The 23563-nt window shown below is 50.4% G+C and carries 17 protein-coding genes; 11 read left to right on the plus strand and 6 right to left on the minus strand.

Translation table 11 applies throughout. The features are described from left to right. The first annotated feature begins 80 nt into the window (after positions 1 to 80). Positions 81 to 2705, plus strand: a complete 2625-nt coding sequence (locus AAIG39_RS01100; RefSeq protein ID WP_343192999.1) for a fimbria/pilus outer membrane usher protein — start codon at positions 81 to 83, stop codon at positions 2703 to 2705. A gap of 269 nt (positions 2706 to 2974) precedes the next feature. Next, positions 2975 to 3223 (plus strand): biofilm development regulator YmgB/AriR family protein, encoded by a 249-nt coding sequence (locus AAIG39_RS01105; RefSeq protein WP_343193000.1) that lies wholly within the window; start codon positions 2975 to 2977, stop codon positions 3221 to 3223. A 261-nt stretch (positions 3224 to 3484) separates the two neighbouring features. On the opposite strand, the gene AAIG39_RS01110 is transcribed toward AAIG39_RS01105, so the two are convergent. Next, complete coding sequence (locus AAIG39_RS01110) at positions 3485 to 4804, minus strand: sensor domain-containing diguanylate cyclase (RefSeq protein WP_249572915.1); 1320 nt, start codon at positions 4802 to 4804, stop codon at positions 3485 to 3487. Positions 4805 to 5116: 312 nt separating this feature from the next. On the opposite strand from AAIG39_RS01110, the gene AAIG39_RS01115 reads away from it, so the two are divergent. Together AAIG39_RS01115 and AAIG39_RS01120 are read left to right on the plus strand one after the other, a co-directional pair. After that, positions 5117 to 6793 carry an McrB family protein gene (locus tag AAIG39_RS01115; RefSeq protein ID WP_343193001.1) on the plus strand — a complete coding sequence of 559 codons (1677 nt, stop codon included), beginning with the start codon at positions 5117 to 5119 and terminating at the stop codon, positions 6791 to 6793. Continuing rightward, complete coding sequence (locus tag AAIG39_RS01120) at positions 6790 to 8139, plus strand: McrC family protein (protein ID WP_343193002.1); 1350 nt, start codon at positions 6790 to 6792, stop codon at positions 8137 to 8139. Before AAIG39_RS01115 ends, AAIG39_RS01120 begins: the two co-directional genes overlap by 4 nt. A gap of 48 nt (positions 8140 to 8187) precedes the next feature. Here AAIG39_RS01120 and AAIG39_RS01125 read toward each other — a convergent pair whose 3' ends face one another. Next, complete coding sequence (locus AAIG39_RS01125) at positions 8188 to 9639, minus strand: MFS transporter (protein ID WP_343193003.1); 1452 nt, start codon at positions 9637 to 9639, stop codon at positions 8188 to 8190. Positions 9640 to 9942: 303 nt separating this feature from the next. Between AAIG39_RS01125 and AAIG39_RS01130 the strand changes: the two genes are divergently transcribed. After that, a complete protein-coding gene (locus AAIG39_RS01130; RefSeq protein ID WP_343193004.1) occupies positions 9943 to 10635 on the plus strand; it encodes a heavy metal response regulator transcription factor in 693 nt (230 codons plus the stop codon). Between the two features lie 9 nt (positions 10636 to 10644). Further along, entirely contained in the window at positions 10645 to 12093 is a 1449-nt protein-coding gene (locus AAIG39_RS01135; RefSeq protein ID WP_343193005.1) for a heavy metal sensor histidine kinase, read from the plus strand. A gap of 40 nt (positions 12094 to 12133) precedes the next feature. On the opposite strand, the gene AAIG39_RS01140 is transcribed toward AAIG39_RS01135, so the two are convergent. Next, a complete protein-coding gene (locus AAIG39_RS01140; protein WP_090082272.1) occupies positions 12134 to 12388 on the minus strand; it encodes a YdgH/BhsA/McbA family protein in 255 nt (84 codons plus the stop codon). Between the two features lie 423 nt (positions 12389 to 12811). On the opposite strand from AAIG39_RS01140, the gene AAIG39_RS01145 reads away from it, so the two are divergent. Then, on the plus strand, positions 12812 to 13153 hold the full coding sequence (locus AAIG39_RS01145; RefSeq protein ID WP_090082274.1) for a helix-turn-helix domain-containing protein: 342 nt from the start codon (positions 12812 to 12814) through the stop codon (positions 13151 to 13153). A gap of 129 nt (positions 13154 to 13282) precedes the next feature. Here the strand turns inward: AAIG39_RS01145 and AAIG39_RS01150 are convergent, their stop codons facing one another. Beyond that, positions 13283 to 14845 (minus strand): methyl-accepting chemotaxis protein, encoded by a 1563-nt coding sequence (locus AAIG39_RS01150; protein ID WP_249572921.1) that lies wholly within the window; start codon positions 14843 to 14845, stop codon positions 13283 to 13285. Positions 14846 to 15208: 363 nt separating this feature from the next. Then, positions 15209 to 15523 carry a PTS sugar transporter subunit IIB gene (locus AAIG39_RS01155; RefSeq protein ID WP_343193006.1) on the minus strand — a complete coding sequence of 105 codons (315 nt, stop codon included), beginning with the start codon at positions 15521 to 15523 and terminating at the stop codon, positions 15209 to 15211. A 393-nt stretch (positions 15524 to 15916) separates the two neighbouring features. On the opposite strand from AAIG39_RS01155, the gene AAIG39_RS01160 reads away from it, so the two are divergent. Further along, entirely contained in the window at positions 15917 to 16177 is a 261-nt protein-coding gene (locus AAIG39_RS01160; protein WP_343193007.1) for a DUF2534 family protein, read from the plus strand. A gap of 74 nt (positions 16178 to 16251) precedes the next feature. Here the strand turns inward: AAIG39_RS01160 and AAIG39_RS01165 are convergent, their stop codons facing one another. Continuing rightward, on the minus strand, positions 16252 to 17157 hold the full coding sequence (locus tag AAIG39_RS01165) for a LysR family transcriptional regulator (protein WP_090082284.1): 906 nt from the start codon (positions 17155 to 17157) through the stop codon (positions 16252 to 16254). Positions 17158 to 17259: 102 nt separating this feature from the next. On the opposite strand from AAIG39_RS01165, the gene AAIG39_RS01170 reads away from it, so the two are divergent. The 3 genes from AAIG39_RS01170 to AAIG39_RS01180 all read left to right on the plus strand — a co-directional run bounded on the left by AAIG39_RS01170 (position 17260) and on the right by AAIG39_RS01180 (position 23464). Continuing rightward, on the plus strand, positions 17260 to 18330 hold the full coding sequence (locus AAIG39_RS01170) for an SDR family oxidoreductase (protein WP_343193008.1): 1071 nt from the start codon (positions 17260 to 17262) through the stop codon (positions 18328 to 18330). Between the two features lie 598 nt (positions 18331 to 18928). Continuing rightward, positions 18929 to 21532 carry a bifunctional diguanylate cyclase/phosphodiesterase gene (locus AAIG39_RS01175; protein ID WP_343193009.1) on the plus strand — a complete coding sequence of 868 codons (2604 nt, stop codon included), beginning with the start codon at positions 18929 to 18931 and terminating at the stop codon, positions 21530 to 21532. A 282-nt stretch (positions 21533 to 21814) separates the two neighbouring features. After that, entirely contained in the window at positions 21815 to 23464 is a 1650-nt protein-coding gene (locus tag AAIG39_RS01180) for a methyl-accepting chemotaxis protein (RefSeq protein ID WP_343193010.1), read from the plus strand. The last annotated feature ends 99 nt before the right edge of the window (positions 23465 to 23563 follow it).

Below are 23563 nucleotides of genomic sequence, written 5' to 3' on the forward strand. Positions count from 1 at the left end.
TCAAACAATAAAAGCCATTCACACGATAACAATTACGGCTTTTGTTTTTCAGGGAAAGATACCACTTTTCAGGAGTAATTATGGAAAGATCGACAATTCATCATCAATGTGCGGGGCTTAAAAGCCGATTATCGCCACTCGCGTTGATGGTGATGATGGTATTTCCAGTCATAGCTGCGGAAGAAACAGACGATAAATCGCGTGAGTACGCACGAAATGTAGTGGAATTCGAATCTGACTTATTGCGTCTGGATGACAGCAGTAAAGTTGACCTTAGCCGGTTCAGCTATGGCTCCAGCGCCTCTCCGGGTACATACCGGGTCAATGTATTTGTTAACGGCGAAGAAGTTGCCCAGCAAGAGGTTGAATTCAAGGCGGGTGACAATCGCCTGGTCTACCCTTGCCTGACGCCACGTCTGATTCAGTTAATTAACTTCAATGAAGATAAGCTCCCTTCCGAGGTGAGACAGGCATTAAGCACACCCGCTACCTGTAGTAACCTGGTGTCGATAATTCCGGAAGCCAAATTCGAATTCGACAGCAGTGACCAGCAACTGAATATCGAAGTGCCACAGATCTACGTGCAACGCACGGCGCGCGGAGCAGTACGGCCTGATTTATGGGACAGTGGCATACCAGCATTAATGCTTGGTTATTATGTTAATGGCTATGACTCACAGTACAGCGGCGGGGGGGATTCTCGCTCACTGTATGCGTCACTGAATGCCGGTCTGAATATCGGTGCCTGGTATTTCCGTCATAACGGTTCCTATAACTGGCAAAAAGATAATGGTGGGGAATACAACACCACCAATACTTATGTACAGCGTGATATTGCCCCCATTCTTGGGCGGATTATCCTCGGTGAATACAATACCTCGGGACAGATGTTTAACTCGGTACCGTTTGTCGGGGCGCAGGTTTCCAGCGACGAGCGCATGTTGCCCGAATCGCAACGTGGTTATGCACCAGATATTCGCGGTATTGCCAAAACCAACGCTAAAGTAACGATCAAACAGCTTGGCAATATCATTTATGAAACCACGGTTCCGCCAGGCGCTTTTCTGATTAACGATCTCTACCCTGCAGGATATGGGGGCGACCTGGAGGTCATTATTCAGGAAGCCGATGGGACAACACAGCAATATACTATCGCTTACGCATCCGTTGCCAATTTACTTCGTCCGGATACTCAGCGCTATAGCGTGACCGCAGGTAAAATCCGTAATACCGGCATTTCCGATGAGCCGATGATTTATGAAGCCACTTATATGCGCGGCTTAAGTAATATTTTCACTGGCTATGGCGGTGTGCAGGTCAGCGAAAATTACCAGGCCTACCAGTTAGGTCTCGGCACCGGTAGCCGGCTTGGTGCAATTGCCATTGATGCAACACAGTCAACAAGTAAGCTGGGTAACAAAGCCGGTGGAACGAAATCCGGCCAGAGTTACCGTATCACCTACAGTAAACTTATTGATGAAACCAACAGTAACATTACCCTCGCGGCATATCGCTATTCGACTGCGGGTTATATGGATCTGCTGACCGCACTGCAAACCCGTGATGCTGCTCAACACGGCTATGATCCAAACAATATCTGGCGTTCGAAAAATCGCTTTACCGTTAGCATCAACCAGGGATTGCCAGAATCATGGGGTAGTATTTACCTCAGTGCTACCCTGGAAAACTACTGGAACAGCGGGCAGGGCTATAACAAGCAATACCAGATGGGCTATTCCAACAACTGGAAGCGGATGAATTACAGTGTGAACGTAAGTCGCAGCCAGGCTTCGAATGGCCATGAACAAACCAACTGGTATCTGAACTTATCATTTCCGCTGTGGGATGCATGGGATTCCCATGCGCCTTATATGAGTCTGCGCTACAACCAGGACAATAACGGTGGGAAAGGTGAACAGGCAATGCTCTCCGGAACACTGGGCGAGCAAAATCAGTATAACTACAACCTGAGTGGTAGCCACGATTCACATAGCGGCACCTCTGCGAATATTGGTGCGGGCTGGACCAGTAGCATCGCAACAGTCAATGGCGGCTACAGTACAGGTAAAAATTACCATAGCACCTCGTTGGGCTTAAGCGGAGCACTGGTAGCGCATTCGGGCGGCGTCACGTTCACGCCTTATAACAGCGATACCTATGCGCTGGTTGAGGCAAAAGACGCCAAAGGTGCAAAAATTTCTGGCTATGCGGGAACGTCGGTCGACAGCTTTGGTTACGCACTTTTCCCATCGCTATCACCTTATCAGATGAACAGCGTATCCATTAACCCGGAAGGTTCTTCAATGGACGTGGAGTTTGAAAACACCGCTCAGAAAATTGCACCACGTTCGGGTGCGGTTGTAAAAGTGAAGTTCAATACCAACAAAGGTTCACCGGTACTGATTTCCTCTTCATTTGCCGGAGAGAACTTGCCATTCGGCGCAGATGTTCTTGATGAAAGCAACGCATCAGTAGGCATCGTCAACCAGGCCGGGTCTATTTACGCCCGCGTGAGGGAAGACAAAGGTTCACTGTTGGTTAAATGGGGTAGTGATAAAGGTTCAAGTTGTAAAGTGAACTATATGCTGGCTCCAGGGAAGAACGACGGCCGGACCAGCCACATTCAGCAATTTACAAGTCCGTGCCTGCCGGTTCAGGGACCTGTAAGTAGTAGTCCGCGAGCCGAAATGGCAAGTACGCACTAGCTGAAAACCTGACATTAGTTTCCGAAATGCATCCAAAGCGCTGAGTAATGGATGCATTTTTATTTATAAACAAAGAGTTATTTCTCACCCAAATCTCCCATTAATTTATATAACCTCAAGCTATATAAACAGGTAAAATTTTACTGTATTTTTTATAGCAATCTTATTTGTAAAGAACTCCTTCCCTGTCTAATTTTATCTGGCAAAACAAAACACTCCCGACACTCGCGGGAAAGTAATCAGCCTCTTTTTCACAGGTACATTTGTTGATGAGCGTTCATGAAATGGATATCGATACCGAATCCCCCGTAGCCCCTCATCTGGACGCTAAAACTAGCGAGCAGCAGGTTCTGGCCGGGATCCGCACAGCGTTGTCGGCCCGCAAATCGATGGTAACCAATAAGGACATCATTCTGGAGTTGCAGGTAAAGCTGGAAACTGAAAAGGACCTTGCAAAACTGGATTTGTACAGAAGTACGCTTGAACGCGTGGTTCATGCCACGCCGGATGATATCTAATCTCTGCGTCTCGTTTCCTCCGCCTGCGGGTGGAGGTTTTTTCTCTTAATCTTCTCTCGCCGCAGATACAATCCCTCAATATTTATAAGCTTTTTCTCCTCTCAGCCATTATCCATGAAAAATATTTATACATATGGCTTTTATAATCACGCTATTTATTTTTAATAGGCTTTTGTAACGAATGGCCATATGGTCTCCCCTTCTGAAGCCATGGATTTATCTTCAGAAGGGGTATTTTTTGAACCGGTGCTCACCATCGGATCACGCGACATTCATGTCCGCAACAACCACCCGGTTACGACCCTGTTTTTTCGCTGCATAGAGCGCAGTATCGGCTTTACCAATCAGCGCGCTGGCAATCATATGTTGCGGCTTGTCCTCTGAAAAGATGCTCTCGCAATCAAGCGTTGCCACACCAATGCTGATAGTTAAGAAACCCATCGGGCTTGCGGCATGCGGCAATTTCAGCGCATTGATTTGCTTGCGCAGACGCTCAGCAATCGATAACGCAGCCGACTTATTGGTATCCGGTAATATCGCCAGAAACTCTTCGCCACCATAGCGGCTGACATTAGCATCCGGGTGAACCAGCGAAGTGACCAACGCCTTCGCAACGATTTGCAGGCATTCATCCCCCGCCTGATGACCCTGGCTATCGTTATAAAGTTTAAAAAAGTCGATATCGACCAGGCAGATAGAGAGCGGAAAATGGCCATGATAAGAACGCGTGACCTCGGTCAGCAGGCACTCATCCATATATCGACGATTAAACAATCCGGTCAGATGATCGTGTTGCGCATGACGTTGCAAAACCTGGTTCGCGCCGGCCAGTTTTTGTTCTGCCTGCCGACGTGCGGTGATATCCACCCAGGTGATTGATAACCCCACAACATTACTGCTCGCATCCGTCACCGCAATAGACTGCGCATCGTAGCAGCGGTCATGCCAAATCATTTCCCGACGAGGGATGGCTTCCCCCATGTCCGCCAGCGCAAAGTCTTCTTCAAAGAGATGCCAGAATTCAGGCATATGCTGGGAAAGATAGCTCTCCGTAAGCTCATGCCCATCATGGGTGAGCAGGTGGTTCATTGCTTTATTTGACATGACGAGCCGGCCAGAACGGTCAATCATGCACAACGCCACGGGGGTGGTGTCATAGATCGTTTCCAGTTGCAGAACACGTTCGCCGAGAGTGGAAATGTTGCGGTCCACACCACGGTAGCCTCGTAGTTCACCGTGTTCGTCGAAAAGGGGAACGCCGCTGGTTTCCAGTACAACAATGCGCCCGTCGGCACGCCTGTTACGATTCACCAGACCTGAAAACGCTCTTTTCTCTTGCACGATCTCCATAAAGGCACGACCAACACGTTCAGCTTCGCCGGGAGGCATAAAATCGAACGGCGTTTTACCAATCACCTCACCCGGCGGATAGCCGAGCAAGCTGGTGACCACATCGGAGGCCCAGGTATAACGTCCTTGCGCATCCACTTCCCATACCCAATCCGAATTTTGATTTAATAAATCATACAGATGCTGCACATCCACATCCTGGAGAGGCAACGGCTTTTTTTTATCATTCATGAATGTTTTCCGCATGTCCCAAAACCGCCCGGACAGCAAAGGCAAAGTGGTGTTGACGCCTGACTACACGTTTCAGCGAAGCGCTGAATTATCTATTATTGATACAGTAAATGTTAACGTTTTACTAATTCACTGTAACGATAACAACGCAGAAAAAGCTGAAATACGCCCGTTCATCATATCCCCCTTCGACCTCCTTCAGACTGATGTAAAGCATTCGCTAAAAAAATAGAATGACATAGCCTGTCAGCGCCCTGTGCATAATGGCTCAACTGCATGAAATTTTTGACTGCCCATTGGATGGAGTATGCAATGACTGTTACAGCAGAACAACGAGAACAAATACTGGCGGATTTTCACAGCAAATGGCCCCTTTCCGCCCTGCAAGACCTGACGCTGGAACAGTACATTTGTCTTGGTGATAAAAATACTCTGGCCTACTGGCTGGAGTTTGGTGAAGGTCGTTTTCTGGGGTCTATTAAAGGCGGTGATGCCTCGAAATTTGGCATATACGAGCGCAAAGCTCAGGCCAAAGGCGAGCGTGGCTTTATCTCATCTGATAACCGCTATTCCTGGAAAAATAAGTATGGCCACACGGCGCAAGAAGCCTTCTCGACAATCAAAGCACACATCCTGACCATCGTTCAGGCAGCCAGGATGGGCGACACGGAAACTATCGAAAAACTGGATTTTGAAGTTGCCTTAAAATGGAAGCTCGCTTTTCTCTATCAGAATCATGACGATCCTTGCGTATTGTCAATTTACAAACTGCAGGCATTACAGAGCTTACTCCCCGGAAACCGGTACCTTACACACGCTGACGCTTATCGCAAACTGCTTGCTGAACGAGGCAACAAACCGCTGATTCAATACGGCCTGGATCTGTGGAAAGAGAGTGAAACGGACAGGGATGATGACCGCCCGCAAAGTCTGGATGATATTACCGATGATGAGAGCGAGCGCGTTATCGACCGCCCCGTCGCCGCATTAAACCAGATCCTCTATGGCCCTCCGGGAACCGGTAAGACCTGGAACACGGTGAACCATGCACTGGCGATTCTCGATCCTGTGTTTCTCGATGCCCATCGCGACGAGCGTCACCTGCTCAAAGCGCGTTTTGATGAGCTGGCAAATGAGGGATGTATTGATTTTGTCACCTTTCACCAAAGTTTTAGCTACGAAGATTTTGTCGAAGGCATTCGTGCGGACATTGCAGGTAACGGCGCCGGATTGCAGTACCGTATTGAGGATGGCATTTTTAAAAAGGCCTGTCTCCGGGCGCAAACGCTCCCTGCACAACCTCATGTCCTGATTATCGATGAAATCAACCGGGGAAACATTTCCCGCATCTTTGGTGAACTCATCACCCTGATTGAGCCCTCCAAACGTCAGGGACAAAGCGAAGCGTTAGGCGTCACTCTGCCCTACTCGAAGAAACGTTTTAGCGTGCCAGGCAACCTGTATATCATCGGCACCATGAATACCGCCGACCGTTCGCTGTCCGGGCTGGATATAGCCCTGCGCCGCCGATTTACCTTCATTGAAATGCTCCCACAACCGCAACTACTGGATGAGGTTGTTATTCACCATGAAGAGGGAAACATTCACGCAGGCAAGCTGCTGCGCGTCATCAACCAGCGCATTGAAGTCTTGCTGGATCGTGACCACTGCCTGGGGCATGCGTATTTTATGCCTCTGTTGGTCACACCCACTTTGCCAATGCTGGCATCGATCTTCAAAAACCAGGTCCTTCCGTTGTTACAGGAGTACTTTTTTGAAGACTGGCAACGCATTAACTGGGTGCTGAACGGTCATCATCCCGACAACATCACGCCACGCTTTATCTGCCCGCCTTCCGGCAGCCAGTCACTGGAAAAACTGTTTGGAAAAGAGGTTGCCGCGGAACTCACTGACAGACGCTGGCAGTTTAACGATGCGGCCTTTATGTGCCTGGAGAGTTATCGTCTGATTCTCCGGGAGGCCGAGTGAAGCAAAAGTGGATAACGGTTCGCGAGCATGCGCGCCTGACCACCTCGGATGTGCAGGACACCCTCGATCGCGCGCAAATTAGTGCCAGCGCCTTCGACTGGCTGTGTCAATTGCAGGCCGGGGTCAGTAAGCAAGGCGCCAGACTGGTGGAAGTGGAAGATCGCCGCTGGCTCCGGCTGGATGGCTATGTCGGCATTATTCATACCCCGTGTGGCACGGATATTGAAATTTTGCCCAAGCATTTTAACGAGGAAGACTCACCACAAAGCAGTCGGGCGCTGCTGTGCAAGCTTATCGCCTCTGCGCTCGATCTGCCCTATCGGGAAACCGGGTCGGCAGATCTGCAACTGTTTCGTTTTCCACTCACCGAGTGGATCATGCGCCAGTTTTTACTTGCTCTTGACCGGCTACTCAAACGTGGATTGCGATTTGATTACCAGATGGTTGAGGAAGAACAGCCGTATCTGCGGGGCCAACTGGATATGGCCAGACAGATGCGACAGCCTCCAGGACGTGAGCACCGCTTTCATCAGCGCCACGCCCTGTTTTTACCGGACCGACCGGAAAACCGTCTGCTGCGTCTGGCACTGGATAAAGTGTGCCAGCATGCCAGGGAAGCCGACAACTGGCGGCTGGGGCATGAACTACGCGTCATCATGCATGAGATTCCGCCCAGCCGACAGGTGCGACTCGATTTCTGCAACTGGCGTAATGACCGCCTGCTCGCCCATTACCAGCCCGTCCGTCCGTGGTGCGAGCTGATACTTGGCGAGCATATGCCGCTGGCGATTCAGGGGCGGTCGAAGGGAATCAGCCTGCTCTTTCCAATGGAACGACTGTTTGAACAGCATGTTGCGCGCTCGCTCAAACAACAACTTCCCCCCAGCGCACATCTGCGTTCCCAGGTGGCGAGTAGATACCTCTGTACCCATGACGGCGACGATATGTTCAGGCTGAAACCTGACTTGTTACTTGAGCACGATGGAGAGAAATGGCTGCTGGATACCAAATGGAAGCGTCTGGATGGCGGAGCACGCGACAATAAATATGACCTTGCACAGCAGGATTTCTATCAGATGCTGGCCTACGGGCATAAATACCTCAACGGCAAGGGGGAAATGGTGCTGATTTACCCTAAAACACTGGATTTCTCCGCCCCGTTAAAGCCCTTTGTCTTCTCACCTGAACTGATACTCCATGTCTGGCCATACGATCTGGAGAGCGACAAACTCGTGGCTTCGGCGGTCCATTCACTGCCGCTCCTTATCACGCCGAATGGCAGTCTCGCCCTGATAAATAACGGCGCTGAGACAACAAAGGTTGATGCGGCCGAGGGGACAGCTTAAGTACTCACTTGCCCTGATACGCATGCGAGGGGCTATTCGCCCCCCGGTTTATTTATTCGGCTTCTGTGAGACATTTCGCCCCGCCCCGGCCTCAAGGCGAGTCATGTCATACAGTCCGACAACCGTGATAAGCGCAATAATCACAAACCCCAGCTTAAAGGCCATCCCCTGAATATCATCGTATCCCAGCTGGTCGGTGATGAGTGCGCCGGCACGAATACTTAGCGCGCCCAGCGTTACCCCGAGGCCATTAGCCAGTTGCAGCGAGGTACTAAAAAGCGTATTCGCAGAGCTCATCTCCGTCTGTGGCACCTCGGCAAATGCCAGCGAACTGATCCCGGTAAACTGCATTGAGCGGCTCAGTCCTCCGATAAATAACAGCGTGAGGGTAAGCATGTGCGGTGAGCTCGGCGCTAAAAAGGCGCAGAAAAACAGTGACAGTACGCAGACAATCCCGTTGCCAATCAGTAGCTTTTTAAAACCAAAACGGCGAATCAGCGGCGTCGTAGCAGGTTTCATTGCCAGATTACCGGCAAATACCGCCAGCACCAGCGACCCGGACTCAAACGCGCTCATCCCAAACCCTACCTGAAACATCAGGGGCAACATAAACGGCGCGGAGCTAATAGTGGCGCGCAGAATAAACCCGCCGCGCATAGTAATGCGAAAGGAAGGCACTGACAGCGAACTCAGGCCGATCAATGGCGCACGAGCACAACGCAAATGATAAATACTCCACGCCAGCGCCAGCAGCCCAATGACGAGCGTCACGGCGGCGCTGACTATACTCACATGCTGCTGACTCAACATCTCAAGCCCTGCCACCAGGCATAGCATGGTAAGCCCGGTTGCAATAAAACCGACCACATCGAACGGGCGTTTTTCGTCAGCGGACAGCCCCGGCATCATCCTGAGGGCCAGAACAATCGCCACCAGGCCCAGCGGCACATTGAGAAAAAAGATCCAGTGCCAGCTCGCATACGTAGTAATAAAGCCACCCAGCGGCGGGCCAATAATTGGCGCGACCAGTGCGGGCCAGGTCAACGTAGCGATGGCTTTAATCAATTGTTCTTTTGGCGTGGTTCGCAAGACGACAAGACGCCCCACCGGCACCATCATGGCGCCGCCCACCCCTTGCAGGACGCGCATCAGCACAAATCCGGTGACATTATTTGTCAGGCCGCAAAACAGAGACGCCACGGTGAAAATTAACAACGCCAGGCTAAAAACCGTCCGCGCGCCAAAACGTTCCGCGACCCAGCCGCTGGCCGGAATCAGCATCGCCAGCGTCAGCAAATAGGCACTAATACCGATATTCAAATCGATGGCAGAAACGCCAAAGGCTTTCGCCATGTCCGGCAGGGCAGTCGCAATGACCGTGCCATCCAGAAACTCCATAAAAAACGCGCTGGCAACCAGCAACGCCAACCCGGAAATTCGCCCGGAACCGCTCACGTTTTCCCGTGGCGTTTGCGTCCGGGTTGTCTCAGAGGAGGCCATAACGTACCCTCAGCATAGATGACATCTCCTGCCGGGGAGATGTCTGACAAGAATGGAAAAGTTGTTATACCAAAAATACCTGACATCGGGTAATTCAATTTCCTCCTGATTGTCCGTAGATTGATATTTTGCAATTTATCGCAGTCCGTCCTCGTCGGTATGGACCTTGTCGCCACTTCTCGCCGCTCTCTTCTGGCGCAAGCTGACAAAAATGTCAGTAAAATGTCAGCCAGCTGTTGGCAAGAACACGATAAAATCGCTTTCATCATCACATTTGTCCGTCGTGACAAAGGAAGAGCTGCCATGCGACTTCTGCTGGTTGAAGATGAGGAAAAAACCTCGTCATATATCTATCGTGCGCTCAGCGAACTGGGTTTTACCGTTGACGTCGCCGCCAGCGGTACCGAAGGATTGCATCTGGCGGTTGAATTTGACTATGACGCCATCATCCTCGACGTCATGTTGCCAGGCCTTGACGGTTACAGCGTATTAAAAGGGCTACGCGCCAGTAAAAATACACCAGTGCTGATGCTTTCTGCCCGTGGTTCCGTCGATGAACGGGTTAAAGGGCTACGCCAGGGGGCGGATGATTATCTGCCCAAACCGTTTTCCCTCATTGAGCTGGTCGCCCGCATTCAGGCATTGCTGCGTCGTCGCTCCAGCGATGGTGCCGACACCACGCAGTTGCAGATCCACGACTTACATCTCGACCTGCTGGCCCGCCGCGTTACACGCGCCGGAGACCGCCTTGAACTGACGGCCAAAGAGTTTGCCCTGCTGAGCCTGCTCGCCCGCCATAAAGGTGAAATCCTCTCCAAAATGATGATTGCGGAACAGGTGTGGGATATGAATTTTGATAGTGATGCTAATGTGGTGGAGGTGGCGATAAAACGCCTGCGAGCCAAAGTAGATGCCCCCTACCCCGTTAAACTGCTGCATACCGTCCGGGGCATGGGATATGTCCTTGAAACTCGGCCCGAGAGCCCCGCTAAATAGAGTCAGTCTATGCTCAAACGTTCGATTTCAGGACGCCTTGCATTAATGTTTGCCCTCGCCTCAGTACTGATCGTCTCAGCGATTGGTTTTCTGCTGCGCAGTACCCTGCATGAATCCTTGCAAAAACAGATGTACAACGAGCTGCTGTTCAGAGAGTCCCTGATGGAGCCGTGGCTACTTTCCCGCACCACCCTGCACAGTTGGCAAATGTTACCCACTAAGCTCGCCGACATGGCCACTGCGGAAGGCGGGCGCGTCAAATACTGGGTTCTCAGTGATGATCCCCGCTTTCAGGTGGGGGGTGAGCCACCGCAAGGGGTCAACTGGTCGACGCTTGCCGACGGATTTAGCGAAGCGCCGGGGGCCACAAAAGAGTCCTGTTCACTCTTTATCCTCGTTAAGTTAATTCCGGCAAGCGGCGAACGCCCGGCAATTCGCTATGTGATTGCTATTGATTCCACCCCTTATATGGGCACGCTGGAGGAGTTCACCCGCACGCTGTTACTGATTACCGCCCTCGGGGTGATGCTGGTTGCCGTGCTGGGTTTTATGATTGCGAGGTTTGGTATGCGTCCGGTGAATACCATGAGCGAACAGGCGCACAAACTTGCCCCTGGCGATCACGGTCAGCGCCTCGATACCACAACCCTTCCCGATGAACTGCAAACGCTGGCGGAAGCTTTCAACGGCGTGCTGGAACGGCAAGAAGTGGCCTGGCGGCAACTGGAAAGTTTCAACGCTGACGTCGCCCACGAGCTGCGCACGCCGCTGACTAACCTGATAGGTCAGACACAGTTGGGGTTATCCCGCGAACGCTCCATCAGTGAGCTGGAAGATTTACTGGAATCCAATCTGGAAGAGCTGGCGCGTATGACATCGATTGTCAATGACATGCTGTTTCTGTCCCACGCACAGGCCGGGGAACATGCCACCCAGCTTACCGAAGTCTCGCTACGTGAGGAGGCATGGAAGACTGCCGATTATGTCGAACCCTCATTTGCCGGGAAAAACCTCGCCGTCAATGTACAAGGCGATGTTATTGCCTGTATCGACCGTCGACTCTTCCACCGTTCACTGGCAAACCTTCTGGAAAACGGGGCTCGCCATGCGAAGCCGAATACCGCCATAACCGTTTCCATTCGCCAGCGGCATGAGCATGCGATCATTGCCGTCGCCAATGTCGGTGAGCCGATCGCCGCAGAGCATCTGGATCGCCTGTTTGAGCGGTTTTACCGTATCGACTCGTCACGCACGCGCAGCGATACACATCATGGTCTGGGGTTATCCATTGTTCGCGCAGTCGCGCTGATGCATCGTGGAGATGTGTTTGTTCGTAGTGAAAACGGCATCAATACATTTGGTCTGTCACTGGCGATCGGTAAAACAGATGCACATGGACATACTGCCGCGGGTGACCAATCGGCGACCGATGAGCAGACACAATTCAAAAATGCCTGAACAGAAAGAAAACAGGAGGCTAAACCTCCTGTTTTTCGGTTTATTTGTAGATTACCGCCACGCCGTGCATCTGGTTTTCGCCACCGGCCGCTACGATGCGGTAGGCACCAGCCCCCGCCTCCTCCGCTTTTTGGGCCAGCTCTTCATGCAAATCTGACAGCGTGGTCGCGCCCGACGCCGAGACCGACCCCATTTTTTGCAGACCGCTACCGGATTCTACGGGCACCGCCGCCAGCGCACCGGCAGAAAACAGGCCAACAATCATTGCGGTTATAATGCCTTTCGTCATCTTCATATATTTACCTCATAAAGAGAAAAGTCAGGAATATCCGCTGACATGAATCAGTTTAGAAAGCCTGGCTGTCATTATGCTGACGCATAAATAACAGACGTGTCAGATAACAAAAATATACATTTATTTTAATTTATCCTCTAAATATTCTTATTAGCCAGCCTGTTCCCCAAACTTTCAAATACGAAGTAAACAAAAATGATAAGCCAGTATTTCAGCAAGTTAATCAACAGCCCGTCTAACCTCGCCGCCAGCCACCTTGTTCACAAACCTGTCAGGAATGTCATTTTCACGTCACGCTAACGACAGCTACGATGACGTAAACTCCGCTTTCAGTGGTAATACATCGGGCAATTATGTTGCGCATTATTCGGCACACCAAAATAGACACAGCGCATTCATATTTAGCAAAGAGGGGCATATATTATGGCCATGCAAAAATCGGTTATCCTCGATATTCAGACATGGATTGATAATAATATTGACAAACCTTTACGGATTAATGATGTTGCCCATCGGGCAGGTTATTCCAAATGGCATTTACAGCGCCTCTTTCATCAGATTATCGATATTCCGTTAGGTGTTTATATTCGCAATAAAAAACTGGAAGGCGCCGCCCACGACCTGAGTGCGACAAAAGAGTCGATTATCACCATCTCGACGCGCTACGGCTTCGATTCCCAGCAAACCTTTACCCGGGTGTTTACCCGAAAATACAGTATGCCGCCGGGCGCATGGCGTCGACAGCATCAGTCGAATGAGGGGTAGCTTCTTCGACCATGCTCCCTCCTCTTTCCAACGGAGCGAGGCCGCACTGCCGCTATGTCCGGCGTCACGTAGCCCGGGTACGGTGCGTTAAACACCGCATCCGGGCATTGTCCGCGTCGCTCACAGGGACTATGCGGCGACGGTACGGAAGACGCTCATCAGCGTTACCAGATGCTGCGCCTGATCGCGCAGATCTTCCGCCGCAGTACTTGATGCTCCTACCAGCGCCGCGTTTTGCTGAGTCACCTTATCCAGTTGGTTAATGGCTTCATTCACCTGCCCGACGCCTGACTCCTGCTCACGCGTCGTCACGCCAATCTCGTCGATCATCCCGGCCACATGGTGCGACTGCCGTACCAGCTCGCCAATGGTCGCGCCCGCATGGTTCACCAGCGCCGTGCCGTTATCCACACGCTCGATACTGTCCATAATCAGCGCCTTAATTTCTTTTGCCGCAGACGCCGAACGCTGAGCCAGCGAACGTACCTCACCCGCCACCACCGCGAAACCGCGCCCCTGCTCCCCTGCCCGTGCGGCCTCTACCGCTGCGTTCAGCGCCAGGATATTGGTCTGGAAGGTGATACCATCAATCACCGCAATGATCTCGCTGATTTTGCGTGAACTTTGGCTAATCTCATCCATCGTACGTACGATGTTCTCAATCGCCTCGCCCCCTTTCGCGGCAATTTCACTGGCCGTTGCCGCCTGCTGATTGGTAACCCGCACCGTATCCGCGTTCTGGCGAATCGCCTGGCCGATTTGTTCCATCGAGGCTGCCGTCTGCTGCAAACTGGCGGCCTGCTGCTCGGTACGCTGGCTGAGATCGGTGCTTCCTTCCGCCACACCATTTGCCCCAGCTGAAATTGATTCACTGCTCTCCCGCACCTGATTGACGATACCGCTCAGGCTTTGTCGCATCTCATCCATCCCCGCCAGTAAACTGGTTCTGTCATCTGGGGCAAGGGTAATTCGGGTGGCCAGATTCCCTTTAGCAATTTCATGAACCACCTGTAGCGCATAAGAGGGTTCGCCCCCCAGTTGTCGCTTGATGTAGCGGGTGAAAAGCCAGGCAATAGCTATCCCCAGTAATGCAGCCACCCCGGCAATTATCAGCAGGGCATCACCAGAGGCACGGGCGCTTGCGGTGGAAGCCGCCGCCGCCGAGGTCGTACTGGCCTGCTGGGTCTGGATCATGGCGGAAATTTCTTCAAACAGGCGAATCTGTAACGGCTGCATCTTCTCTACCGCCAGCGACTGGGCATCCAGCATCTGACCATTTTTTGCCAGCCCCACGGTCTGGCGGACAACATTGACATACTCCACCTGGGTGGCTTTAAAACTGTTCAGCATGTTTTGCAGATCAGCGTCATGTACATTCGCCTGTAACTGCGCCACCAGTTCGTCGTTACGTTTAATCGACAGTTCGGTGAGCTTTTCCTCTTCCATCTGGCTCTTTTCATCATCCTGAAACACCATGATAAACGTGGCCTTAGTGGCATTATTAAGGTTGTCTTTTAATGCCTGCATCGACAGCAGATTTGTCAGATGATACTTTTCGTAGAACTCAATATGTTTACTGGTGTTATTCAATTCAGCCCGACCAAAAATCGCCACCAACAGACCAATAGCGATAATCGCGGCAAAGCCCGTGCCCAACAGGGCACCCAGAGAGAAATGTCTTTTTACTCGCATATATCCCTCGATAAATGAATCACGAAGCCGCTTACCAGCGAAAATATCCCCGCATTAGCCCCGCAGAAAGCAACTGCAGGCGCAAGAATGCGTAACCGCACAGGATTAATATACGTAGCGTAAAAAACCGGGGAAAATATGAAATAGCGATGGTTTGACTAAACAGACAGGTTGCACCAGGGCAGACATGATGACACATCGTAGTGAGCCAAAATGAAGCCACTCAACATAGTAAAAACTTATTTTTCATAAAGATACAATAAATCAACCGACCGATAACATCATCAAAAATAATGACGCCATAGCCAGCTCATCCCTGAGCCATTCCTTTCATGGACTCTCTGGAGATGTCTCAATAACAGATTACTCAACCAACTCCTCCATACGATCAATGGCAAATTTTAATATTTTCTCTGCATCAATAGCGGCATACGGATAGCCGGCAATAACTTCAATATGCTGGCCTTCTTTAATCGCTTTTTTCAGCTCTTCTTTTTTATATTGAATATGCGGTGCGACCAGGAAACCATCAAAGGCAGGTGCCACACTGGCAAATGCGTCTGCTCCTGTTCCACTGATTTGAATTTGATAGCGATGCGCGTCTGCTACGCCCTGCATTTTTTTTGCCAGTTTCACCGCTGTATTACCAAACAGACAACATATTAATAACCTTTTCATGATAATGCCCTCCTGGAAGTTACCGATACGCTATTCCCGCCCAGGCTCAAAAAATGCGCACTGCATCATATTTGCGAATTTATACGATTAATATTTAACCAGCGTATGTAGGCTCCTGGCCGATGGCTCGCTTTTCTTTGCGTCAATCTGCGATAACAAGAGAGATGAGAATAAGATACACTTACGCTTCAACATCCGTATGTTGGCTGTTTTTTGTACGTCCGTGATGTCATGCAGTAGTCGGGCGTATGGCTTACACCGCTGGTAATCACTCGATCTGGCGTGAAAAATGGCGATCGAAGCAGCACCGGATTATCGCATCTGGTTAGCAACCAGCGTCGGAGTTTATCAACCACCACCTGCGTGGCCGGAGATAATAAGAAGGAGATTTACATGCTGGAAAAACTACGTACCCGTGAGGGTAAAAAATTCCTGATCGCCGTTGCTATCATTTTTGTGGCCGCCGTGTCGATTATCTCAGAAGCCGCGTTCCAGGGCGTGGTGGATCAATATGATTTGCCGATGGACGAGTGGTCGGTATCAATGTTTGTGATTCAGGGCGCGTGGGTGTTTATCTATAGTCTGATATTTACCATCATCGGCTCGCTGCCTTTCGCGTTTTGGTTCCTGGGACCAAAGGATGATCGCGGGTAGGTTGTTCCCCCGGCTGGCGCTGTAGCCCGCAGATAACCGGTAACCCGGCTTAGCGAAGCGCCAGCCGGGATGAGTCATTCGCCAATATCGAGCCCGCTCAATGCACAGAGCAGAGCATCCACCTTGGGCAATAGCTGCTTACGTCGCGGCCATACCAGCGTCAATGCCAGTCCTTCCGGCTGCATATGCGGCAAAATCCTCTCCAGCTCGCCGCGCGCAAGCGCATCGCGAACCAGCCATGTCGGCATCTGGGCAACCCCTAACCCGCCAAGAACAGCCTGTAACTGAGCATCCGCATCCCCCAGAGCCATATGGTAGGGCACGGTACGCCAGTCCGGATATCCATCCTCGGTGACAAACTGCCACGGCTTACTGCTGCCATCGACACGCTCGTACACTATGGCCCGATGCTGCAACAGCGCCTCGGCACTTTCCGGGTGCCCCTCGCGCGCCAGATACGCGGGCGAAGCGCAGAACACCATCTTCTCTCGCCCCAGTTGCCGGTACCCCAGCGACGCAGGCATCTCCGCCGTTTTGCCAATCCGCACCGCAACATCAATTCCTTCATCAAACAGATCAACAAAACGGTCGGAGAAGGTCATGCTGATATCAATATCCGGATGCTGCTGGCAAAAGGTTAACAGTAGCGGCATGACGCGCAGCCTGCCATAGGTATTCGGCACGGCCAGCCGTAGCCGCCCGGACGGAATACTGCGTTGCGCCGCCAGCACTGATTCCGCCTCCGCCAGCTCCTCCATAATGCGAATACAGGTCTGGTAATAGGCGTGTCCGGCGTCTGTCAATTTCAGGCGCCGGGTCGTTCGCTCCAGCAATGTTGAACCCAGCCGCGCCTCCAGCCGACTCACGCTTTTACTGATGGCGGAGCCCGTCACATGCAAACGCTCCGCTGCGGCGGCGAAACTTCCCCCTTCTATACTGGCAACAAAGGGCACAATGTCTTTTAGTCGTTGGTCGTGCATTTATTCATGAACTCAAGTCAGGAATGATGTGAATTAATGCCATAAATGAGAACTACATTCTCGATTAGTCTACTCATAAGGTTTATGCATGAGGAGAATAAAATGCAAAAAGAGGCACTCATTGTCGGCATCAGCGGGGTGATTGGCCGCGCGCTGGCGCAAAAGCTGCTGCAGGAAGGCTGGAAGGTCTCCGGTCTGTCGCGCGGGCGCGGCGCGGTGCCGGAAGGTTGTACCCGCCTGATCGCTGATTTGACGGACCCACAGGCCGTCAATATGGCACTGGCAGGTGTGAAGCCAGACGCGCTCTTTTTTAGCGTCTGGTCCCGTCAGGCAAACGAACAAGAGAACATCCGCGTCAACGGGGCGATGGTCAGAAATGTCATTGAGGCGCTGGGCGACAACCTGCGCGGCGCACATGTCGCACTGGTTACCGGGTTAAAACATTATCTTGGTCCGTTTGAGGCCTACGGTAAAGGTGCCGTACCGGTTACGCCTTTTCGTGAGGAGCAGGGTCGTCAGCCCGTGGATAATTTCTATTATGCCCAGGAAGATGAGATCTTTGCCGGAGCGGATAAATACGGTTACCGCTGGAGTGTACACCGTCCGCACACCATCATTGGCTACGCGGTCGGCAACGCAATGAACATGGGGCTGACGCTGGCGGTCTACGCTACTTTGTGCCGTGAAAAAGGCTGGCCGTTTATTTTCCCTGGCTCGCCGCAACAGTGGCATGGCGTCTGCGATGTTACCGACGCAAACCTGCTGGCTGAGCAGCTTACCTGGGCAGCCCAAAGCCCGAATGCGGCAAATGAAGATTTTAACGCGGTTAACGGTGATGTATTCCGCTGGAACTGGCTATGGCCTCGCCTGGCTGCCTATTTTGGGATCGAGTCTGGCGGTAACCCGCAGACAATGATGCCGCTGGAAGGGCGGATGCAAGAGGCTGCCGCCGCCTGGCGGGAGATTGCAGCCCGCTACTCGCTTGCCGAGCCGGATATCAGCCGACTGGCCTCCTGGTGGCATACCGATGCCGATCTTGGTCGCCCGATGGAAGCCTTCACCGACATGAGCAAAAGCCGCAAGGCCGGATTCACGGGCTATCGGGCCACACTGGATTCTTTTACTGCGCTGTTTGATACCTTAAAGGCAGAGAAAATCATTCCGAGTCACTAATTCCACGAAGAAAACATCAGGGGCGATCATCTTCGTCCCTGGTTTTAGTCATCTTTTCTGGGTTGTACAGCTTGCTGATTGTTGTTGAACGTCAGATATCAGGTCTTTCCCGGCGAAGCTGCCTCTTCGCACTTAACAATTAAAGGCTTGAATACCGAGGCACGAGCTTTCATATATTTTTCAGTGGCTTTTAGGGCTTATCTTTTGAAATCAGTGCTATTTCTGTTCTTTAATCTGCTCGCCTGTACTCATTTTCTGGCAAACCGCCATCGTTATCTCACCCTGCGTTAATGTAAAAATGTTCTCTTAATGTTCAGGCTATCTTCGTAACTTATTCTTAAACAAGAAAGTTAGTCACATAAATAAAAAGCAGCAGAATAATTATTTCACTGCAATGTATTAAATTTTCGCACCTTAAGGTTATCTTAATATTAAAAAAGACATTTTTCTTTTTGCATAAAAAAATGATGTACATCACAAACTTAACTGTTGTTATCAAAATAGCGTTTTTTATTTAAAGTTTAATTATCTCTTGCCGTTAATACAGATGACTAAAAAAACATATTTTGCTTATTACAACACTTAGAAAAGGTGAAGTATGAACATTTTCGATGACCAGTACGCATCTGCACCTGCCACTGATACGCATCGTATCATGAAGCAGACGGTGACACTGGTACTGATGCTGATGGGCTTCATTTTTCTAACGACAATATTTGCGCTCATTCAGACTGAAAATGATCTGGCGCGTAACACCCGCCACCAAACCCGGCAGTTGCTGATGAAAGCGCTCGACAATCGCCAGGAAAATCTTCGTTTACACCTTGCCGATAACGCCGCATGGAACGAAGCCTGGGATAATCTCCACCGCAAGGTCGACATTAGCTGGGCCTGGGACGAACAAAACCTTGGTAAGTCGTTGTTTTCAAAATTTGGTTACGAAGGCGTGTTTGTTCTCTCGTCAAAAGAAGAAACCCGCTACAGCGTCGTTGACGGCAACCTTAACCTGGTACCTTTTGAGGACTGGCTGGGAAAAAATCTTAATACTGAATTAAGCACGGCACTGAAAATAAGCAATGGCACGGCTATTTCGCGTGTCGTTTTCACCAATAATGAGTTAGTCCTGATTTCGGCAGCATGGATTACTACCGAGGATAAGCTTGCGCTTGCGAATGCGCCTCAGGATCATTCGATGATGATCTTTGTTGATAAGCTGACGCCTCAAAAACTCGCCGCGCTGGGCGAGGAGTACGCCATTGCGGATTTACATATCCTCGCGTCAAAACCCGTGCGTCGTCAACCACATACAACGGGTATGTTATGGCCTGTATCAGGGGGGGACGTCTACTTTGAATGGAATAACAAAAATCCAGGTGACACGCTACTCACGTGGGTTCTTCCCTTGCTTGTGCTACTGATGCTCACATCGGTCCTTCTGGCGATCTCTCTGGTACGAAAAGGGCTGTTAAAAGCCAGGTTGAATGATGAAAAGACATTCCTGCTGGAGCAAAGCCGTCGGGCGTTCGCCATTAGCGAGCGCCGTTTTCGTGATGTGGTTGAAACAACGACAGACTGGATCTGGGAAGCCGATGAGCTCTTACAACTCACCTGGATATCTGTGCGCTTTCCGGCAATTACCGGTCATCGTATTGATGACTGGATAGGGCGTTCACTGCGGGCATTTTTGTCACAGGAGAACCCGGCACTGACCAAATGGTTAGAACTTCCTTATGCGGGTAATTTCCTCACCCTTAACCATTGCAGTTATTTTTCCGCCCAGGGTAATCAGCGCTACTGTAATTTAACCCTGAAACGCGTCACCCTGATTGATGGGTCACTGGGATTCCGTGGTACCGCAACAGATGTCACCCTTGAAGTTGAGGCAAGTGAACGTATTCAGTACTTGTCACACCATGATGAATTAACCGGCCTGCCTAATCGCGTCAGGATGAAAGAATTCCTTGAGGGGCGCCTGCAATCAGATAATGAAGCGAAAAATGCGCTGGCAATGATCAGTGTCGATTTAAATGATTTCAAAACCATTAACGATGTCTACGGCCACACAGTAGGCGACCAGGTGCTGAGCGAAGCCTCTAACCGCCTGCGCCGCTGCATGCGAAGCATAGATTTGGTGACACGTCAGGGGGGAGATGAATTTATCATCATTGCCACCGATCTTAACCGACGTGAAGATATTGAACGTTTTTGCTTACGTATAGTGGAAGAATTGAACCATCCTTTTGAAATCTGCGGTAATGAGATTTTTATTGGCGTCAGTATGGGTATTGCCCTGGCACCACAAGATGCACTCACCGCAAGCGATCTTCTGCGCTATTCTGATATCGCGCTCTACAAAGCGAAAAATGCCCCGAATGCACATTGGGTTTTTTATAAGCCTGATATGGCTGAACAAATTGTTCAACGCCGGGAACTCGAACAGGAACTCCGTGAGGCAATAAAACAGAATCAATTATTTCTTTTATACCAGCCTCGCTACGATATAAGTCTGCAGAAGATAACCTCACTCGAAGCGCTGGTACGCTGGCAGCATCCGACTCACGGACTTTTTATGCCTGACCAATTTATTCCTCTGGCTGAGGAGACCGGAATAATTATCCCGCTAACTGACTGGGTTCTGACAACCGCATGTCGCGAGGTAATGGCTAAATCAGCAGACCTGTCCCTTTCAGTAAATATATCGCCAGTGGAATTTAAGGCCAGCGACATTGTGTTTCGCGTAAAATCGATCCTGGCTGACACGGGTTTTGACCCTTCACGTCTCGAACTGGAAGTCACGGAGAACGCCACTCTGAGCAAACCAGAAAATACCTTAAAAATCATGCAGCAATTAAAATCATTCGGCGTCAAATTGTTAATGGATGATTTTGGTACTGGCTATGCCTCACTGAATTATCTACGGAGCTTCCCTTTTGATGGTATCAAACTTGATAAGTCTTTTATTATGGCAATGGACGACTCTGATAGCGCCAAAAATATTGTCGAGAAGATAATCGGACTCGGTAAAGACTTTAACCTTGAGGTCACTGCCGAGGGGGTAGAGACGTTATCTCAGTTGCAGCAGCTTGAAGAATTTGAGTGCGATATTGCGCAAGGGTATTTTATAAGTCATCCGACCACACTGGATAAAATCGAACTTAACCAAAATTTCAAAAATAAAAAAATAACTATTCCGGAAGAATAATTTTAAATCATAGATTTGTGATCCCACTCCAGGATGTAATAACAGCTTTAGCGTATATAAAATTCATGTTACTATCGTTAACGTTACCGAAACATTATTTATAAGTACGAAACAAACCAGCACTCATGATGGCTTACCGTGTCACTATAATTAATTCACAGGATAACAATTAGTCTGCAATATTTAATTTTATGCGTTATTGCATAAAACTTTAACACCAGGCCCGTTCGACTGGGCTGCTCATCTGACAATATATTTTATATTGAGTTACCGGGGGTAGCTATGCAAATATTACGCGATATTACCATCAGGAAAATGGTATTACTGATACTGGTTCTTTTCAGTATTATTTGGGGAATGGCTACCCTGCTAACTTTTTATAACTTTTCTACTATTGATCAATTACTCACACAAAATACATCCCAGAAAAATGCCTATGCCATGCTGGTAAAAGGTAATGACCAATATTTTCGCACCATGACTCGCATGTTACGGGCAATGGATTATCGCCAGACCGGTGATGAGGAAAACGCAGCAAAAACAATGGAGTCTGCGGGTAAGGCGCTGGCAACCAGCCAGAATATGCTTGCGCAGTTTCGTGACGCCCGCCATCCTGGTGTGAGCGATGACGTCATCAAATCGATGATCAATGACTGGGACGGCTTGCTGACTAACGCCATTGTGCCAATGTACGATGCGGCGAAAAATAACCAGACGGATAAGTTCCGCGAGTTATTTCGTAAAACCTACCCGCCCTTAAGTGTGCAATTTGGTGCCACCGCTGAAAAGTATACCCAGGCGATTCAATCAGATGCCATTCTGGTGCAAACCAACGCTCAGATTTCCTATAACAAAATAGTGTTAATCAGCGCGTTACTGGCAGGTCTGGTGACGCTCTTATTGACCGATCGTTATTTAGTAAATTATCTGGTTAAACCGCTTGGCATGTTAAAAACTCACCTGGAGTTGCTGACCGCAGGGAAACTGAGTAGCCAGCTTGAAAGTTTTGGCCGTAACTGCGCCGGACAGTTGATTCCCTATGTACAAAATATGCAGGAAAGTCTGCAGACAACGGTAAAAACCATCCAGGACAGCTCCGCCAGTATCTTTGCCAATACCAGTGAAATCCGGGGCGATAATGAAGAACTGTCGAGCCGCACCGAACAGCAGGCCGCTGCCCTGCAACAAACGGCAGCCAGTATGGAGGAGCTGACCTCCACCGTTAAAAACAACGCCCAGAACGTGCGCGAAGCACTCAAACTAACTGAGGAAGCACAAAAAACGGCGAAACGAGGCGGTGATATCACCTCAACGGTGGTGCAAACCATGCACGGTATCACCGACAGTTCGCAAAAAATTTCTGATATCACCAGCGTGATTAACAGCATTTCATTCCAGACCAACCTGCTGGCGCTGAACGCCGCCGTGGAAGCCGCTCGCGCCGGTGAACAAGGCCGTGGCTTCGCCGTGGTTGCCAGCGAAGTACGCCTGCTGGCACAACGTAGCGCGCAGGCGGCAAAAGAGATTGAAGCCTTGATCAGCGAATCGGTTAACCGGGTCAAAACCGGTGCTGAGCAGGTACAGGAAGCGGGTGACGCCATGTCAGTGATTATCCAGTCTGTCGCCCAGGTAAATAGCCTGATGGGTGAAATCTCTGTTGCCTCGGATGAACAAAGCCGTGGTATTGAACAAATTGGTCTGGCGATGACCGAGATGGATGGCGTGACGCAACAAAACGCCACTCTTGTGCAGGAAGCCACCGCCAATGCGGTCTCACTCGAATCCGAGGCGGAACGGCTGAACAAAACCGTTGATCGCTTTGATCTGGGTGAAGGCGCGGTCACCCCCACTCGCAGTACGAAAAAAACCAGCGCGAAGTCAGTACGTGTACCGTTAGCCACCACCAGCAACGATAACTGGCAGACCTTCTAATCACAGGCAGCAAGCCGGGAAAATGGCCGGAAATACACCGGCCATTTTTATTTTCAAGCCCTCTCCCCTTCTTCTTTTCCGATCATTCTGCGTTTGCTT

This window comes from Phytobacter palmae, from assembly GCF_039409775.1.
Lineage (GTDB): Bacteria > Pseudomonadota > Gammaproteobacteria > Enterobacterales > Enterobacteriaceae > Phytobacter > Phytobacter palmae.

Bases quoted from the DNA above. Each gene is read 5' to 3' on its own strand.
- AAIG39_RS01155 (WP_343193006.1), bottom strand. From the start codon at position 15,523: ATGAAAAGGTTATTAATATGTTGTCTGTTTGGTAATACAGCGGTGAAA.
- AAIG39_RS01175 (WP_343193009.1), top strand. From the start codon at position 18,929: ATGAACATTTTCGATGACCAGTACGCATCTGCACCTGCCACTGATACG.
- AAIG39_RS01125 (WP_343193003.1), bottom strand. From the start codon at position 9,639: ATGGCCTCCTCTGAGACAACCCGGACGCAAACGCCACGGGAAAACGTG.
- AAIG39_RS01180 (WP_343193010.1), top strand. From the start codon at position 21,815: ATGCAAATATTACGCGATATTACCATCAGGAAAATGGTATTACTGATA.
- AAIG39_RS01165 (WP_090082284.1), bottom strand. From the start codon at position 17,157: ATGCACGACCAACGACTAAAAGACATTGTGCCCTTTGTTGCCAGTATA.
- AAIG39_RS01115 (WP_343193001.1), top strand. From the start codon at position 5,117: ATGACTGTTACAGCAGAACAACGAGAACAAATACTGGCGGATTTTCAC.
- AAIG39_RS01140 (WP_090082272.1), bottom strand. From the start codon at position 12,388: ATGAAGATGACGAAAGGCATTATAACCGCAATGATTGTTGGCCTGTTT.
- AAIG39_RS01170 (WP_343193008.1), top strand. From the start codon at position 17,260: ATGCAAAAAGAGGCACTCATTGTCGGCATCAGCGGGGTGATTGGCCGC.
- AAIG39_RS01135 (WP_343193005.1), top strand. From the start codon at position 10,645: ATGCTCAAACGTTCGATTTCAGGACGCCTTGCATTAATGTTTGCCCTC.
- AAIG39_RS01150 (WP_249572921.1), bottom strand. From the start codon at position 14,845: ATGCGAGTAAAAAGACATTTCTCTCTGGGTGCCCTGTTGGGCACGGGC.
- AAIG39_RS01105 (WP_343193000.1), top strand. From the start codon at position 2,975: ATGAGCGTTCATGAAATGGATATCGATACCGAATCCCCCGTAGCCCCT.
- AAIG39_RS01100 (WP_343192999.1), top strand. From the start codon at position 81: ATGGAAAGATCGACAATTCATCATCAATGTGCGGGGCTTAAAAGCCGA.
- AAIG39_RS01110 (WP_249572915.1), bottom strand. From the start codon at position 4,804: ATGAATGATAAAAAAAAGCCGTTGCCTCTCCAGGATGTGGATGTGCAG.
- AAIG39_RS01160 (WP_343193007.1), top strand. From the start codon at position 15,917: ATGCTGGAAAAACTACGTACCCGTGAGGGTAAAAAATTCCTGATCGCC.
- AAIG39_RS01145 (WP_090082274.1), top strand. From the start codon at position 12,812: ATGGCCATGCAAAAATCGGTTATCCTCGATATTCAGACATGGATTGAT.
- AAIG39_RS01130 (WP_343193004.1), top strand. From the start codon at position 9,943: ATGCGACTTCTGCTGGTTGAAGATGAGGAAAAAACCTCGTCATATATC.